Source organism: Amycolatopsis sp. NPDC033938 (genome assembly GCF_055575975.1).
In genome coordinates this window covers 180236-194207 of record NZ_JBVIRO010000003.1, presented here as the reverse complement: position 1 = coordinate 194207, position 13972 = coordinate 180236, and the positions used below count along the sequence as shown (strand labels likewise).

At 68.9% G+C, this 13972-nt stretch carries 13 protein-coding genes; 5 read left to right on the top strand and 8 right to left on the bottom strand.

All coding sequences use genetic code 11. The annotated features are described in order from the left end of the window. Positions 1-2 precede the first annotated feature (2 nt). From egtB to ACZ5ZX_RS10840, 3 genes are all read right to left on the bottom strand, one after another. Positions 3-1352: an ergothioneine biosynthesis protein EgtB gene (gene egtB / locus ACZ5ZX_RS10850; protein ID WP_465501792.1), complete on the bottom strand. Its 1350-nt coding sequence runs from the start codon at positions 1350-1352 to the stop codon at positions 3-5. Beyond that, entirely contained in the window at positions 1349-2611 is a 1263-nt protein-coding gene (locus ACZ5ZX_RS10845) for a glutamate-cysteine ligase family protein (protein ID WP_465501791.1), read from the bottom strand. Before ACZ5ZX_RS10845 ends, egtB begins: the two co-directional genes overlap by 4 nt. A gap of 129 nt (positions 2612-2740) precedes the next feature. Beyond that, positions 2741-3664 carry a LysR family transcriptional regulator gene (locus tag ACZ5ZX_RS10840; protein WP_465501790.1) on the bottom strand — a complete coding sequence of 308 codons (924 nt, stop codon included), beginning with the start codon at positions 3662-3664 and terminating at the stop codon, positions 2741-2743. Positions 3665-3825: 161 nt separating this feature from the next. Here ACZ5ZX_RS10840 and ACZ5ZX_RS10835 point away from each other — a divergent pair, with 161 nt between their 5' ends. After that, complete coding sequence (locus tag ACZ5ZX_RS10835) at positions 3826-5013, top strand: Glu/Leu/Phe/Val dehydrogenase dimerization domain-containing protein (protein ID WP_465501789.1); 1188 nt, start codon at positions 3826-3828, stop codon at positions 5011-5013. A gap of 68 nt (positions 5014-5081) precedes the next feature. On the opposite strand, the gene pip is transcribed toward ACZ5ZX_RS10835, so the two are convergent. The 5 genes from pip to ACZ5ZX_RS10810 all read right to left on the bottom strand — a co-directional run bounded on the left by pip (position 5082) and on the right by ACZ5ZX_RS10810 (position 9633). Then, positions 5082-6029, bottom strand: coding sequence for a prolyl aminopeptidase (gene pip, locus ACZ5ZX_RS10830; RefSeq protein ID WP_465501788.1), 948 nt, complete (start codon positions 6027-6029; stop codon positions 5082-5084). Between the two features lie 483 nt (positions 6030-6512). Beyond that, positions 6513-7244: an ESX secretion-associated protein EspG gene (locus ACZ5ZX_RS10825; protein WP_465502162.1), complete on the bottom strand. Its 732-nt coding sequence runs from the start codon at positions 7242-7244 to the stop codon at positions 6513-6515. 24 nt (positions 7245-7268) lie between these two features. Continuing rightward, entirely contained in the window at positions 7269-8609 is a 1341-nt protein-coding gene (locus ACZ5ZX_RS10820; RefSeq protein WP_465501787.1) for a hypothetical protein, read from the bottom strand. Further along, positions 8606-9232 (bottom strand): DUF3558 domain-containing protein, encoded by a 627-nt coding sequence (locus ACZ5ZX_RS10815; protein ID WP_465501786.1) that lies wholly within the window; start codon positions 9230-9232, stop codon positions 8606-8608. The genes ACZ5ZX_RS10820 and ACZ5ZX_RS10815 overlap by 4 nt, the downstream gene beginning before the upstream one ends. Before the next feature lie 2 nt (positions 9233-9234). Next, positions 9235-9633, bottom strand: a complete 399-nt coding sequence (locus ACZ5ZX_RS10810) for a hypothetical protein (RefSeq protein ID WP_465501785.1) — start codon at positions 9631-9633, stop codon at positions 9235-9237. A gap of 204 nt (positions 9634-9837) precedes the next feature. On the opposite strand from ACZ5ZX_RS10810, the gene ACZ5ZX_RS10805 reads away from it, so the two are divergent. The 4 genes from ACZ5ZX_RS10805 (at position 9838) to ACZ5ZX_RS10790 (ending at position 13886) form a co-directional block, all read left to right on the top strand. Further along, a complete protein-coding gene (locus ACZ5ZX_RS10805; protein WP_465501784.1) occupies positions 9838-10434 on the top strand; it encodes a TetR/AcrR family transcriptional regulator in 597 nt (198 codons plus the stop codon). A gap of 157 nt (positions 10435-10591) precedes the next feature. After that, positions 10592-11938, top strand: a complete 1347-nt coding sequence (locus ACZ5ZX_RS10800) for a hemolysin family protein (RefSeq protein WP_465501783.1) — start codon at positions 10592-10594, stop codon at positions 11936-11938. After that, entirely contained in the window at positions 11935-12978 is a 1044-nt protein-coding gene (locus tag ACZ5ZX_RS10795; protein ID WP_465501782.1) for a hemolysin family protein, read from the top strand. The genes ACZ5ZX_RS10800 and ACZ5ZX_RS10795 overlap by 4 nt, the downstream gene beginning before the upstream one ends. Continuing rightward, a complete protein-coding gene (locus ACZ5ZX_RS10790; RefSeq protein WP_465501781.1) occupies positions 12975-13886 on the top strand; it encodes a 3-methyladenine DNA glycosylase in 912 nt (303 codons plus the stop codon). Before ACZ5ZX_RS10795 ends, ACZ5ZX_RS10790 begins: the two co-directional genes overlap by 4 nt. Positions 13887-13972 lie beyond the last annotated feature (86 nt).

Below are 13972 nucleotides of genomic sequence, written 5' to 3'. Positions count from 1 at the left end.
GCTCAGGCCACCTCATCCCGCCGCGCGTCCCGGGCACAACGGAAGCCCGAGAAGATCTGCCGCCGGATCGGGTGGTCCCAGTTCCGGAACGTGCCGCGGATGGCCGCCGCGTCCGTGCCGAACGAGCCGCCTCGCAGGATCCGGTAGTCCCCGCCGAAGAACACCTCGGAGTACTCCTTGTACGGGAACGCGGCGAATCCCGGGTACGCCTCGAACCCGCTGCTGGTCCACTCCCAGACGTCCCCGATCAACTGGTGCACACCCAGCGGCGACGCGCCCGCCGGGTACGCGCCCACCTCCGCGGGCCGCAGGTGCCGCTGCCCGAGGTTGGCGTGCTCGGGGGTGGGTTCCTCGTCGCCCCAAGGGAACCGGCGCGAACGGCCGGTCGCCGGATCGAACCGGGCGGCCTTCTCCCATTCCGGTTCGGTGGGCAGCCGCTTGCCTGCCCAAGCGGCGTACGCCTCGGCCTCGTGGAAGGAAACATGGACCACGGGTTCGGCGGCGGGCACCTTTTCGTAGACCCCGAACCGCGTGCGCCACCAGCCGTCCGGCTCCCGTTTCCAGAAGCGCGGCGCGTCGATGCCGTGCTCGCTGCGATAGGCCCAGCCTCGTTCGCTCCACCACCTCGGGTCCCGATAGCCGCCGGAGTCGAGGAACTCGGTGTACGCCCCGCAGGTGACCGGTGTGGTGTCGATGAAGAACGCCTCCACCGCGACCTCGTGTGCCGGGCGCTCGTTGTCCAGCGCCCACGGTTCGGCCGAGGTGCCCATCGTGAAGGAGCCTCCGGGAACGAGGACCTCGGCGGGCAACCGCCCGGTCCGCGACGGCGGCGGAGCGGGCGCGTGCAGCACCGGATCGCCCTTGCGGAGCTGGTGGGTGGCCAGCATCGTCTCGTCGTGCTGCTGCTCGTGCTGGGTGATCATGCCGAAGGCGAACGCGTCCTCGGTGAGGCGCCTGCCTTGCAACGGAACGTTTTCCAGGACGTCGAAGGATTTCTCGCGGACCTCGCGGACGTACTTGCGTGCCTCTTCCGGGCCGAGCAACGGCAGCTCGGGGCGATCAGCGCGGGCGTGCTGGAACGCGTCGTAGATGTCGTCGATGTCCGGACGCAGCGCCTCGCGGCCGCCGACGTCGCGGACCAGCCAGAGTTCCTCCTGGCTGCCGATATGGGCCAGATCCCAGACCAGCGGCGACATCAGTTTCGAATGCTGGCGGACCAGGTCCTCGTCGTCGACGTCGGTCAGCGCGACGCTGCGCTCGCGGGCCCTGGTGAGCGCCTCGGCCGCGTGGGCCCGCAGGTCTTGCGGGCTCAGCGCGCGAAGCGGGTTGGTCTCGGTGCTTTCCACGCTCATGACTGGTGGCTCCTCGAACCGTGGAGGAGGGACTGCACGCCCTCGCTGATCCCGTTGATGGTCTCCGGTGGCAGACCGGTCATGCCGAGTTCGGCACAACCGAGGTCGACCACCTCGCAGGCGACGGCGGCGATCGCCCGGTCGGCGAGGCCGAACCGGGCCGCGCACTCCCATCGGCCCATGACCGGTTCGCACAGTTCGCGCACCTTGTCCACTGTGGACGGGCGCGCGAGCAGCGCGGCCAGCAGGGCGACCGGATGAAGCCACCTGTCGGCGGGCTGGGCGTCCAGGTAGCGGATCTCCAGGTACCCCTGTGGACGGACCGGGGTGAAGAAGGTCGTCAGGTGATAGGCCAGGTCGTCCTCGGTGGGCTTGCCGAGTCCGGCGCCCGCGCCCCGTCCGTCGATCCAGTCGGCGAAGGTCAGGGAATCGGGGGCGTCCCAGCCGCCGTCGCGGCCGGGCAGCACCATCAGCGGGGTGTCCAGGATCCTGCGTGCCCACTCCCCCGCCGGATCGCTCGACGGCTCCGCCGAGCGGGTGCGGGCCTGCTCGGTCTCCATCACGGCCAGCCAGCGCGCGGACGCGTGGCCGGTGTCGCGTCCGGCGTGGATCCGGGAATTGGCGAAGGTGGCCAGCAGGGGCGGGCCGAGCGCGTGGACCGCGGCCCAGCGCGCGGCGAGATCGCCCGCCTCGCCGGTGTCCACACACACCTGCAGCCCCGCGGTGCTGCACATCATCGTCGCGCCACCCTCGCCCATCGGGGCGAAGCGGCGTTCCATGGCGGCGTAGCGGGGTGTGCCCAGTTTGCGGACCGGGGCGCGGTGCCTGTCTATCCCGGTGTCACCCAGGTGTAGGCCTCGGGTGGCGAGAAGGGTTTCGAGGTGGGCCAGATCGGCCGAGACGACGGCGTCCAGTTGGCGCAGCGTGGTCTGTGGTTGAGCGGAGATCTCCACCTGGCATCCGGGCTCGAGGCTCAAGGGTGAACCTGCCGGAAGAGGGAGGGCGGGGCTGTCGGGGCGCAGGGTCCGCGGGGTGTGCGGGCCGAGCGCGGCGGCGAGATCATCGGGATCGAGAGGCCGGGCGGGCTCGTCGGCGTAGTGCACGGTGAATTCCAGCTCTACGCCGAGGAGTCTCGGTGGCCCGTGCTTGAAGCACACGGAAGCCACATACGCCTCACCTTCGGCGCGGTCCGACAGGACCTTCGCCGTCGCGTTCGACGCGCTCCCGGACTTCTCGGGGAAATCATGAACAGTAGTCATCTTTCCGCCGTCCAGTCGGTTGTCCGATATTCGGGAAAACTTGACTTCGGACGCTACACGCGGGGTCCGACAAATTCAGGTCGGTTCCTGCCGGGCAAGACCCCCGGACCACTATCCAGGACGGACAGATCAGGGCAAAGCGGGCTCCGTGCCCAGGCCCAGCGACGCGGCGGCGTTGCGGACCGCCTCGATTACCAGCTGCAAGGCCGGTCGCCGCGACGACGTCGTCCGGTAAGCGATCGAAACCGTTCGGAGCAACGGTGTGGTCAACGCGACAACGTCGATCCCCGGCGGCCGCAGCCCGAGCCCGAGATCCGAAACGAGGGTTATCCCGAGGCCCGCCCGGACCATCGCCATCGCCGTCGACTGCTCTTCCACCTCGTGGTTGATCTTGGGCTCGAACCCGTGCCGGTGGCAGGCGGTGCGCACCGCGCGGCCGAAGTGACTTTTCGGGCTGGCGAGGATCCACGGGTGTTCGGCCAGTTCGAGCAGCGACGCGCTGCCCGCGGGGACGGCGCCGGACGGCACCGCCGCGTGCAGCCGTTCCACCGCGATCACCGCGCGCTCCAGACCGGCGTCCCACGGCATCGGCGCGTCGGAGTAGTCGATCACGAACGACAGGTCCAGTTCGCCGTCACGGACGGCGTCGGCGGTGTCCTCGGGCGCCAGCTCGCGGGTCCGGACCTGGATCCCCGGATGTTCGCCCGCGAGCGCCGCCAGCGCGTGCGGCAGGAGCCCGGAAGCGACCGAAGCCCACACCCCGGCCATGAGGCGGACCGAAACGGTCGTCTGCGCCTCCTCCAGCGCCAGCGTCGCCCGCTCGACCGAGCCCAGGATCTCCTCGGCGTGCTCCGTCAGCAGTAACCCCAGTTCGGTCAGCTGCACCCGTCTGCCGAATCGCTCGAACAGCTTCGCGCCCACGTCCCGCTCCAGCTGAGCCAGCTGCTGCGACACCGCCGACGCGGTGTAGTGCAGTGACGCCGCGGCCGCCGTGACGGTGCCGCGCCTGCTCAGCTCGCGGAGCATCCGCAGGCGGTGCAACGAAAGCTCCATGTCACCAACGTAAACGGGCGCGGTCACGGACGCCGGATGACGCGTTACACCAGTTTCTCTGCACACCATCGTTCAGATTCGGTAAATGGACGCCCGCGCTCACCGGGGCGCACCCTCGGAAGTGGCGCAGGACGACCCCGAACCCCGAAGGAGGTGGCCGCATGGCCGCGAGGAACGCCGAACCGCTGATGAGGCTCATCTGGACCGACCCTGTCACCGGTGCCACCGGCTACCTCGTCGTGCACAGCCTGGTCTCCGGCATCGCGACCGGCGGCACCCGGATGCGCGCGGGCTGCACGATGTCCGAGGTCGAGGACCTGGCGCGAGGGATGGCGAACAAGACCGCGACCTTCGGCCTCCCGGTCGGCGGGGCCAAGGGCGGCATCGACTTCGATCCGAAGGACGAACGCGCTTTCGGTGTCCTCGAACGGTTCTGCGCGTTCCTGCGGCCGTGGATCGACAACCACTGGGTGACCGCCGAAGACCTCGGCGTGCCGCAGCACCTGATCGACGAGGTGTTCGCGAAGCTCGGGCTCGAGCAGTCGTACCACGCCGCGATCCGCCGTTCGGCCGATCCGGCGCACACCCTTCGCCGCGTGCAGGCCGGGTTGAGCACCCCGGTCCCCGGCGGGCTCCTGCTCGGCGACGTCATCGGCGGTTACGGCGTCGCACAGGCCTGCCTCGGTGTCGCCGACGCGTGGGAGTGGCCGGTCGAGAAGACCACCGTCGCCGTGCAGGGCATCGGCACCATGGGCGGTGGCGCGGCCTGGTACCTGCACGAGGCCGGGATGAGCGTCGTCGCGGTCGCCGACGCGGCCGGGACGCTGTACCGGCCGGAAGGCCTCGACATCCCGGCGCTGCTGGACCTGCGGGACTCCTACGGCGAGATCGACCGGAGCCGGCTGCCCTCGGACGTCCGACTGCTGCCTCGTGACGAGATCGTCGCGACGGAGGCCGACATCCTCGTCCCGGCGGCGATCTCCTACGCGCTGCGCGCCGGGAACCAGGGCTCGGTCAAGGCGAAGGTCGTCATCGAGGCGGCCAACGCCGCGACCACTCCCGACGCCGAGGCGGGCCTGGCGGCTCGCGGCATCCCGGTGATCCCGGACTTCGTCGCCAACGCCGGTGCCGCCGCGTGGGCCTGGTGGCTCCTGCTCGGCGAGGTCGGCGCGGATCCGGCCGACTCGTTCCTGCGGCTGCGGACCGAGATGCGCGCCAAGGTGGCGCTGCTGCTGAGTTCGTGGAACCTCGACCGCATCGCCCCGCGCACCACCGGGCTCCGGCTCGCCGAAACCACCCGTTCGGACGCCACCACCCCGGAGTCCGAGCCGATGCTGGTCATCCCCTGACGCCATGCGCGTGAAGGCCCCCTTCCCTCGGTTCAGCCGAGGGAAGGGGGCCTTCACGCGCGTCCTGGTCAGGCTGCGAAGCGGTCGGTGGCGCCGATGAGGACCTCGCGCATGGGCTCGTCCTGGGTGCTGTGGCCGACCTCGTCGATGATCACCAGTTCACTGCCCGGCCAAGCGTGCGCCAGCTCCCACGGGGTGCCGACGAGGTTGCCCAGGTCGAGACTTCCTTCGGCGAGCACGGCCGGGATGTGGGCCAGCGTCTTGGCCTCCCGCAGTACCACGCCTTCGTCCAAAAAGGACCCTTGACTCCAGTAGTGCGTGACCAGCCTGGCGAAGGCCAGCCGGAACTCGGGCGACTCGAAACTCTTGTACGGCGGGGAAGTCGGGATGATCGCGTCCTCCCACGCACACCAGTCGGCGGCCGCCTTCCCGTGCACCGCGGGATCCGGATCCATGAGCAGCTTGTAGTAGGCCGCCGCCAGGTCCCCGTCGCGGTCCTCTTCGGGGACGCCGTCGCGGAACCTGGCCCAAGCCTCGGGGAAGACGCCGCCAAGACCCCGCGTGAGCAGATCGGTCTCGCTTCGCCGACCGGTGGCCAAGCCCATCAGGACCATCTCGGAGACCCGATCCGGATACCGCTCGGCGTAGACCAGCGCGAGCACCGAACCCCAAGAGCCGCCGAAGAGCAGCCACTTCTCGATGCCCAGATGTGCGCGAAGCTTCTCCATGTCGGCGATCAGGTGGTCGGTGGTGTTGGTGGAGAGATCGGCGTGGGGATCGCTCGCGTGCGGGGTGCTCCGGCCGCAGCCACGCTGATCGAACAGCACGACGCGGTACTTGGCCGGGTCGAAGTAGCGACGCAGACCCGTGCTGCAGCCGGTACCCGGGCCGCCGTGCAGCGTGACGGCGGGTTTGCCGTCGGGATTCCCGCAGACCTCCCAGTACACGAGATGCCCGTCGCCGACGTCGAGCATCCCGTGGTCGTACGGTTCGATTTCCGGATACAGCCTCGTCACGTTCTCGTCCTCCCAGACCCCGCGCGAAATACAACAGCGCTGTCACAATAGCCGGGAGCGCGGTCCGGTGCGCGGGGTTTTCGGGCTGTGGAGCTTGCGCGGTCGCCGGTGCGGTCGAGTGGGGAGGATTCCGGCCGCTGAGCGTCCGGAATCTTCCCCGCTCGGTCTCCGGTCCACCGGTCGTGATCGGGTTGCTCAAGGAGTGAGACCGGGGGAACCTCCACCCTCGTACAGGTGAGGCGTGGTCTTGTGTACCTACGTCTGACCAGCAGATGAGCAGTGATCCGGCGAGCCGTCGAGCGTGTCTATGAAGGATTTGGGACGTTGAGTGTCCCAAATCCTTCATAGACAGCGGGGATCGCCACCGGTTCGGAGGCTGATCAAGGGCACCTCACTCAGGTCCCCGGTACAGGTGCGAGACCTCCACCAGTAGGTCAACAAATCAGTGCTCGCCAAGGAGGCCTTCACGGACTAGCCCGCTGCTTAACCGCCCAAAGTCGAAGCCACGTTCCGGAGCGCGTCCGCCAGTTCCGGTGGACCGGCGGGTCCGATGTGGACCACCGCGTCGTGGCCCCGCCCCGTCGTGTAACTGAGGTACCGGCCCCAGTCGGTGTCCGCGAAGTGCAGCGGATCCTCGACCGCGACGTGCCTGCCGACCTCGTCCCGTTTGCCGACGTAGAGTTCTCCGCTCCCCTCGACCGGTCGCTGCACCAGGCTGACGATGTCCGCGATCACCGGCGGCAGGGAGTGCGTGTCCGGGCCACGCCGCGCCGCCTCTTCGAGCTCGTAAGCCCGGACCGTCCGCAGCCTGCCGCCGCCCGCGGGGACGGGCGGCAACTGTTCGATCAGCGACTCGGGCAGCCGCCGCCGATCGATCTCCTGGATCCCGACCCAATCGCCGGAGGCCACCGCCAGCACCGCTTGCAGGCCCAGCGAAGCGGCGAGCAGGCCGTACGTCTCGCCGCCCGCGTGCACCCAGCCGTAGTACTCGATCGCCGGCTTCGTGAGGACCGGTAGCCAGTCCAGGAAGTCGACCGACGCGCGACCACTCGAATCCAGCAGCCCGGCCTGTGCCAAGGCGGCTTCCACTCGCTGGTCCGCCTCCGCGCGAGCCGTCCTGGACAGCCAGCGCGGTTCGGGACGCAGCGTGATGTGCAGGTCGCCGACGCGTTCGCGTTCGGCGAGCACCGCCAAGGCTTCGACCGGGAGATCCACCCGGCCCGTTCTGACGGTCATCCGCTACTCGCCGATGACCGGCGGGCTGGTCCGCTGGTCGGTGCCGAAGATCGCGTCGGGGTCGGCCTCGATCAGGTAGTCGGGACGCTGGTGCTCGTCGTCCTCGTCACCTTCGCCGCGCCTGCCGCCGGCGCCCATCGGGCCCATCTGGCCGCCGCCTCGGCCGCCCGCACCACGGCCGCCCGGCGCACCCGCGCCGGGCATACCGCCGCCCAGACCGCCGGCGCCGGTGCCCTTGCCGGCACCGAGACCACCGGAGCCGGTGCCACCCGGCCCACCCGCGCGGCCGCCAGTGCCGCCCTCGCCGCCGAGGAGCCTGCCCGCCGCGCTGTTGGGCCCGGGAACGTTGCGGCCGGTGGAGCTTCCGGGCGGGTTCTGCCCGGGGCCACCGGTGTAGTTCTGGCCGAGGCCGTTGGTGAGACCGACGACGTCTTCGAGGTCGCCGGTGCCGCGTCCGGTGTTCCTGCCCGGGATCTCGGTGGTCTGTCCTGGCCTGCCCCGGCCGCCGCCGGACGGGAGCGTCGTGTCGCCGACGCCCGGCTTCCTCGTCGGCGTCGTGATGCCGGTGTCGCTGCCGGGCCGGTCCCTCGGGTTCACCGGCCGGTCTTCACCGATCCCCGGCTTGTTCTGGTTCTGCTCGGTGCCCGGCTTGTTCTGGGTCTGGTTGGTGCCGTTGTCGTCCGTGCCGCTGGTGTCGGTGCCGTCGTGGTCGTCGTCCCCGCCACCGGTCCGGCCGGGCTTCACCGGGGGGAGGACCGGCGGCGGCTTGATCGGCGGAGGGCCGCCGTCGACCTTCACGCTGACGTTCGCGCCATCGCTCTTCAGCACGCCGTAATCGGTCGGCAGCCTGGAGCTCGTGCTGCTGGTGACCGAGTCGTACTGGTCCATCACCCGGACGTTGTTCTGGTTCGCCGCCTCGTGCTTCGCGACGCCCTCTTGGTAGTTCTTGATGTCGTTGTTGACCATGAACGGCCCGGCGATCGGGATCGCGCCCTTGAGACCGGTGGTCCAGGGATTGGGCTTATCCGGCTTGGGGGGCACGGGGACGACGGACGACCCCGAGTCGTCGAAGCTGTCGGCCTGCGTGGTGACTGAGGCCTTCGTGGCGAAAAGCGGGTCCGCCGTCTTCTTGAAAGCCTGCTCGAGCGGGCCCGCGCCGGCATTCGCCGCGTCGGCGGCGGAACCGGTCCAGGCGGACGCCATCCGCGTCTGCAGGGACTTGATGGCCATGCCGCGCTCGACATAGGCGTCCGAGAGTTCAGCGATGCGATCGGCCGCCGAACGCAGGTTACGGGTGTCGCCCTGGGTGAAGTTCTCGTAGATCTGTTTGCCGTCCACCCTCATGCCCCCTTGAGTGTCTTGATCACGGCCGACGCGAGTTTCCGTGCGGTCCCACATGAATCCTGTTCGTTGTCGTAACCCTTGGCGAGGGTGCTGATCGCCAGATCGTCGGCGACGCCCACCGCGAGATCGCAGTTGCCACTCGCTCGCCGGTCCTGCAGTCCGTAGTAAACGGTCGGATAACCGTCGACCTCGGGGCCCGGCTCGAGGAACCTCAGCTGCCCGGCTTCCTTGGCCTTGTGCAGGCCGGCCAGGCCGCCCATACCCTTTTCGCGGTTGCCGCTGCCGAGGATGATCAGCAGACTGTCGGCCTTGCCGCGAATCTGCCAGCCGCAACCCGGATTGCCGCCTTCGCCCTTCGCCTCGCCGGGCGCGGTGAACCCCAGTTCCGCGGCCGCGGCGGACGGGAGGAGCTTGCACACGTCGCCGACGAACGCCGAGGCGTCCAGCGGATTCGCCACCTTCGGGACGTTCGGGTCCCCCGGTGCGGCAGAAGACGCCGACGACGGCGAGGTTCCCGGGGCCGGCGTCGGCGTGCCCGGGGTTTCCCCCGTGCAACCGGAGACCGCGACGGAAACGAGCACGAGCACCGCCACCGCGGCGCGATTCCTCAACACGTTCGGCATCCTCAGGTCGTACGCATGGTGTTGGCCGCGTCGGTCGCCATCGTCTTCTCACGGGCGATCTGGAGCTTCTCGATGTACCCCTCGATGTACATCTTCATCGAGTCGTTCTGCTTCTGCAGTGACAGCAGCGAATCGAGCCCGGAGTTCACATAGCTGGCGCTGGCCTCGTCCTGTCCCGGCGGCATCAGGTCTCCGACGATGAGGTCGATCTTGTCGCCGTCGTCGACGACCTTCTTCAGCTCGTCTTCCCACAGCCCGATGACGGTCTGGAGCTCCTCGGGGCTCATCTCGAAGCCGCCGCCCCCGCCGCCTCCACCGCCGTAAACGGTCGGCTCCGGCGGCGTGGTGAGGTCACCCCAGACGGCCTTGATCGCGCTCGCGGCATCGCCGATGATGTTCACGCCCCGCACCTTCCCCTCAGCATTCACGCACCGTGACGGACAAAGCGTAGCCAAGTGGCGGACGACGTGTCAGCCGATCCGCGCTACTGATCGGACGTGTGTCGAAACCGCCCGGTTCCCCCTCCCGGGCGAAGATCCCGCGAACTGGTCACAGTACGTACGTACGGATTGCTTTACCCGGGTTCTCGGTGACAGGATTCCAGGATGCCACGCGTCAGCCAGGATCACCTCGACGCACGCCGGCGCCAGATCCTCGACGGCTCCCGCGTGTGCTTCGCGCGCTACGGCTACGAGGGTGCCACCGTCCGGCGGCTGGAGGAAGCCACCGGCCTTTCCCGCGGTGCCATCTTCCACCACTTCCGCGACAAGGAGTCCCTCTTCCTGGCACTCGCCGAGGACGACGCGGTCCGCATGGCCGACGTCGTCGCCGAGCAGGGTCTCGTCCAGGTGATGCGCGATCTGCTGTCGAACCGCAGCGAGCACCCCGCCGACTGGCTCGGCACGCGGCTGGAGGTCTCACGCCGGCTGCGCACCGACCCCGAGTTCCGCGCCCGCTGGGCCGAGCGCTCCCACCAGCTGACGGCCGCGACCCGCCGCCGTCTGCTGCGCCAGCGTGACGCCGGGATCCTGCGCGACGACGTCGATGTCGACGTCCTGACCGCCTATCTCGAACTCGTTCTCGAAGGACTCGTCTCCCACCTCGCGATGGGCCTGCCGGGAGACGATCTCGGCCCGGTCCTCGACCTGGTCGAGGAGAGTGTGCGACGGCACCGCGCCCCCGCGGCCGGCGGAACACGTTAAGATTGTCCCATCGCCGCAGTACAGCGGCGCAATCGTTGGTTTCCGATCGAGGAGTGACTCTTTTCGTGCGCGACGCGCAGTCACCTGGTGACAGTATCGAGCCGGGTGGCACACCCGGCTGTTCCAAGGACTTTCCCGCCGGCCCCCACGGCAGGAAATGATGGAAGTCCTGTTCGCCGTTCTCGGCATTCTCCTCTTTCTCCTGCTGACCGTCGGCACCGGCCTCGCCGTCGCCGCCGAGTTCTCGCTCACCGCTCTCGAGCGCAGCACGGTCGACGCGAACGTCCGCCAGGTCGGCGACCGCCGCGCGCATACCGTGCAGAAGGCGCACCGCACGCTCTCGTTCCAGCTCTCCGGCGCGCAGGTGGCGATCACCATCACCACGCTGATCACCGGTTACCTCGCGGAACCGGTGATCGGTGACCTGCTGCACCCGCTGTTCACCGCCGTCGGGTTCTCCGAAGGCGTGGCGAACGGGGCCTCGCTCGCGGTCGCGCTGATCCTGGCGACCTCGCTGTCGATGATCCTCGGCGAGATGATGCCGAAGAACCTCGCGATCGCCCGGCCGTTGCAGACCGCGCGAGCCGTCGCGGGGTACCACTCGCGGTTCTCGTCGCTCTTCCGCTGGCTCATCACCCTGATGAACAACAGCGCCAACTTCCTGGTCCGCAAGTTCGGCGTCGAACCGCAGGAGGAACTGCGTTCGGCCCGTTCGCCGCAGGAACTCGGCTCGATCGTCCGCTCCAGCGCGGAAAGCGGCACGCTCGACACGTCGACGGCGGAACTGCTGGACAAGTCGCTGCGCTTCGGCGAGCGGACCGCGGACGAGCTGATGACCCCGCGCGTCCAGCTCGAATCGCTGACCGTCGACGACACGATCTCCGACCTCATCGACATCTCGCGCCGCACCGGCTTTTCGCGTTTCCCGGTCTACACCGAGGATCTCGACGACGTACAGGGCGCGGTGCACATCAAGCAGGCGTTCACCGTCCCGGCCGCCCAGCGCGCCACGGTACGGATCGGCTCGGTCATGCGGCCGATCCCGACGGTGCCCGAATCGCTACCGGGCGACTCGCTGCTCAACCGGCTGCGCGACTCCCGGTTCCAGCTCGCGATCGTCGTCGACGAATACGGCGGCACCGCGGGGCTGGTGACGCTGGAGGACGTCGTCGAGGAGATCATCGGTGACGTCCGCGACGAACACGATGAGCGTGAGGCGCCGTCCTCGCAGCAGGTCGGCACCGACAACTGGCTCGTTTCGGGACAGCTTCGCGCCGACGAGGTGACCGACGAGACCGGATTCCGGATGCCCGATGGCGACTACGAGACCATCGCCGGGCTGATCCTCGAGCGGCTCGGGCGGATCCCCTCCCCCGGCGACGCCACCGATCTCGACGCCTGGCGGCTCACGGTGACCAAAATGGACCGTCTCCGCATCGCCGAGGTCGAAGTCCGCCGGGTCAGCGAGACCGCCACCTCCGCCGAGCAGGAGCCCGCCCGATGAGCGACTGGTTCAACATCTTCCTCGTCGTGGTCCTGTTGCTGGCCAACGCCTTCTTCGTCGGCGCCGAGTTCGCGCTGATCTCTTCGCGGCGCGACAGGCTCGAAGCCTTGCTGGAGCAGGGAAAGACCCGCGCCCGGATCGTCATCAACGCGAGCAGGAACGTCTCGCTGATGCTCGCGGGCGCGCAGCTCGGCATCACCATCTGCTCGCTGCTGCTCGGACGGCTCGGCGAGCCGGCCATCGCGCATCGGCTGGCCGGTTTCTTCGAACTGTTCGGGATTCCGGAGGTGCTGCTGCACCCGATCTCGTTCGCGATCGCGCTGGCCTTCATCACCATCCTGCACGTCCTCATCGGCGAGATGGTGCCGAAGAACCTCGCGATCGCCGAGCCCGAGCGGCTGGCACTGTGGCTGGTCCCGGTCCATGTGGCCTGGGTGAAGGTCGCGAACCCGTTCATCTGGCTGCTGAACTTCGTGGCGAACTCGCTGCTGCGGTTGTTCAAGGTCGAGCCGAAGGACGAGCTCGAAACCGCCTACACCTCCGACGAACTCGCCGAACTGCTCAGCGAGTCACGCCGCGAGGGGCTGCTGGAGCACTCCGAGCACCAGCGGCTGAGCAAGACGCTGTCCTCGGTGGAGAAGACGGTGGCCGACGTGCTGGTCCCGACGGCGCAGCTGACCACGCTGCCCTGCTCGCCCACCCTGGGCGACGTCGAGCGCGCGGTGTCCTCGACCGGATTCTCCCGCTTCCCGGTGTGCACCGACGACGGGAAGCTGACCGGCTACATCCACGTGAAGGACATCCTCGATCTCGTGGGCGAGGATCCGGGCACCGTGGTGCCGTCGGACAAGACACGGACCCTGACCGAACTGCGCGCGGACGCCCGGCTCGACGAGGCGTTGTCGGCGATGCGCAAGGAAGGCAGTCACCTCGCGCGGGCGCTGAGCCCGGCGGGGACCGCCGTGGGCGTCGTCGCGCTGGAGGACCTCGTCGAGGAGTACGTGGGAACTGTCCGCGACGGTACCCACGTCATGTCATGACCGGCCCGATCGTTCTTCCCGAGTCCGTGTGGCGGGCTCGGGAAGACGACCACGTGACGCGGATGCGGCGCTGGACGACACCGCACCAGCGCCGCCGCTCACGGGGCGAGAAACATCCGGTTCTCGACTTCCTCTTCACCTACTACTCCCACCGGCCCGGGCACCTCGAACGCTGGCAGCCGGGGCCGGGCGTCGTCCTGGAAGGCCGGTCCGCGCACCGGTTCCTGGAGCGGAAGGGCTACGTCGGGACACCGGACGGGGTCATGCTGGATCCGGCGGGTTTCACCGAGGGGCGGGCCAAAACCGCCGAATTCGTGCACGGCCTGCTTTCCGCGACCGCGTCCCGCGCGCCGAGACTCAGTTGTTTCGGGCTTCACGAATGGGCAATGGTTTACCGGGAATCGGCAAATGAGGTTCGTCACTCACAACTTCCGCTCCGGCTCGGTTCGGCCGGAACGGACGGGGTCGTCGAGTCGCTGGAGATCCGCTGCGGGCATTTCGACGCCTTCCGGTTCTTCACCGAGCCCGCCCGGCCGCGGAACACGCTGCGGCCGGAGCGGGAGAACCAGATCGACTTCGAGCAGCCCGGCTGCCTGCACGCCAACATGGACCTGTTCAAATGGGCCTACAAACTCGACCCGTTCGTGCCCGCCGAGCTGGTCGGGGACTGCTTCGAGCTGGCAGCGGACATCCGTGAGCTGGACATGCGCGCCAGCCCGTACGATCTCGCTTCGTTCGGGTACTCGCCCGTCCGGATCGAGACCCCGGAGGGCAGGGCCGAGTACGCCCGCGCACAGGCCGCTTTCGCCCGCCGGGCCGCGCCTCTGCGTGAGCACCTGATAGCGCATTGCAAACGGCTTCTGACCGAGGTAAAGACGGCGCACGCGACACGCGGAAAACAACTGTGAGTTGCCGCATTCCCCGTAACATCCTCCCCTGTTAGAGTGATAACGGTTTGATTGCATACGCAGCGCGAGCGCGCACGTTTCGAAAG

Bases quoted from the DNA above. Each gene is read 5' to 3' on its own strand.
- egtB (WP_465501792.1), bottom strand. From the start codon at position 1,352: ATGAGCGTGGAAAGCACCGAGACCAACCCGCTTCGCGCGCTGAGCCCG.
- ACZ5ZX_RS10820 (WP_465501787.1), bottom strand. From the start codon at position 8,609: ATGAGGGTGGACGGCAAACAGATCTACGAGAACTTCACCCAGGGCGAC.
- ACZ5ZX_RS10790 (WP_465501781.1), top strand. From the start codon at position 12,975: ATGACCGGCCCGATCGTTCTTCCCGAGTCCGTGTGGCGGGCTCGGGAA.
- ACZ5ZX_RS10805 (WP_465501784.1), top strand. From the start codon at position 9,838: ATGCCACGCGTCAGCCAGGATCACCTCGACGCACGCCGGCGCCAGATC.
- ACZ5ZX_RS10795 (WP_465501782.1), top strand. From the start codon at position 11,935: ATGAGCGACTGGTTCAACATCTTCCTCGTCGTGGTCCTGTTGCTGGCC.
- ACZ5ZX_RS10845 (WP_465501791.1), bottom strand. From the start codon at position 2,611: ATGACTACTGTTCATGATTTCCCCGAGAAGTCCGGGAGCGCGTCGAAC.
- ACZ5ZX_RS10840 (WP_465501790.1), bottom strand. From the start codon at position 3,664: ATGGAGCTTTCGTTGCACCGCCTGCGGATGCTCCGCGAGCTGAGCAGG.
- ACZ5ZX_RS10800 (WP_465501783.1), top strand. From the start codon at position 10,592: ATGATGGAAGTCCTGTTCGCCGTTCTCGGCATTCTCCTCTTTCTCCTG.
- ACZ5ZX_RS10815 (WP_465501786.1), bottom strand. From the start codon at position 9,232: ATGCCGAACGTGTTGAGGAATCGCGCCGCGGTGGCGGTGCTCGTGCTC.
- ACZ5ZX_RS10835 (WP_465501789.1), top strand. From the start codon at position 3,826: ATGGCCGCGAGGAACGCCGAACCGCTGATGAGGCTCATCTGGACCGAC.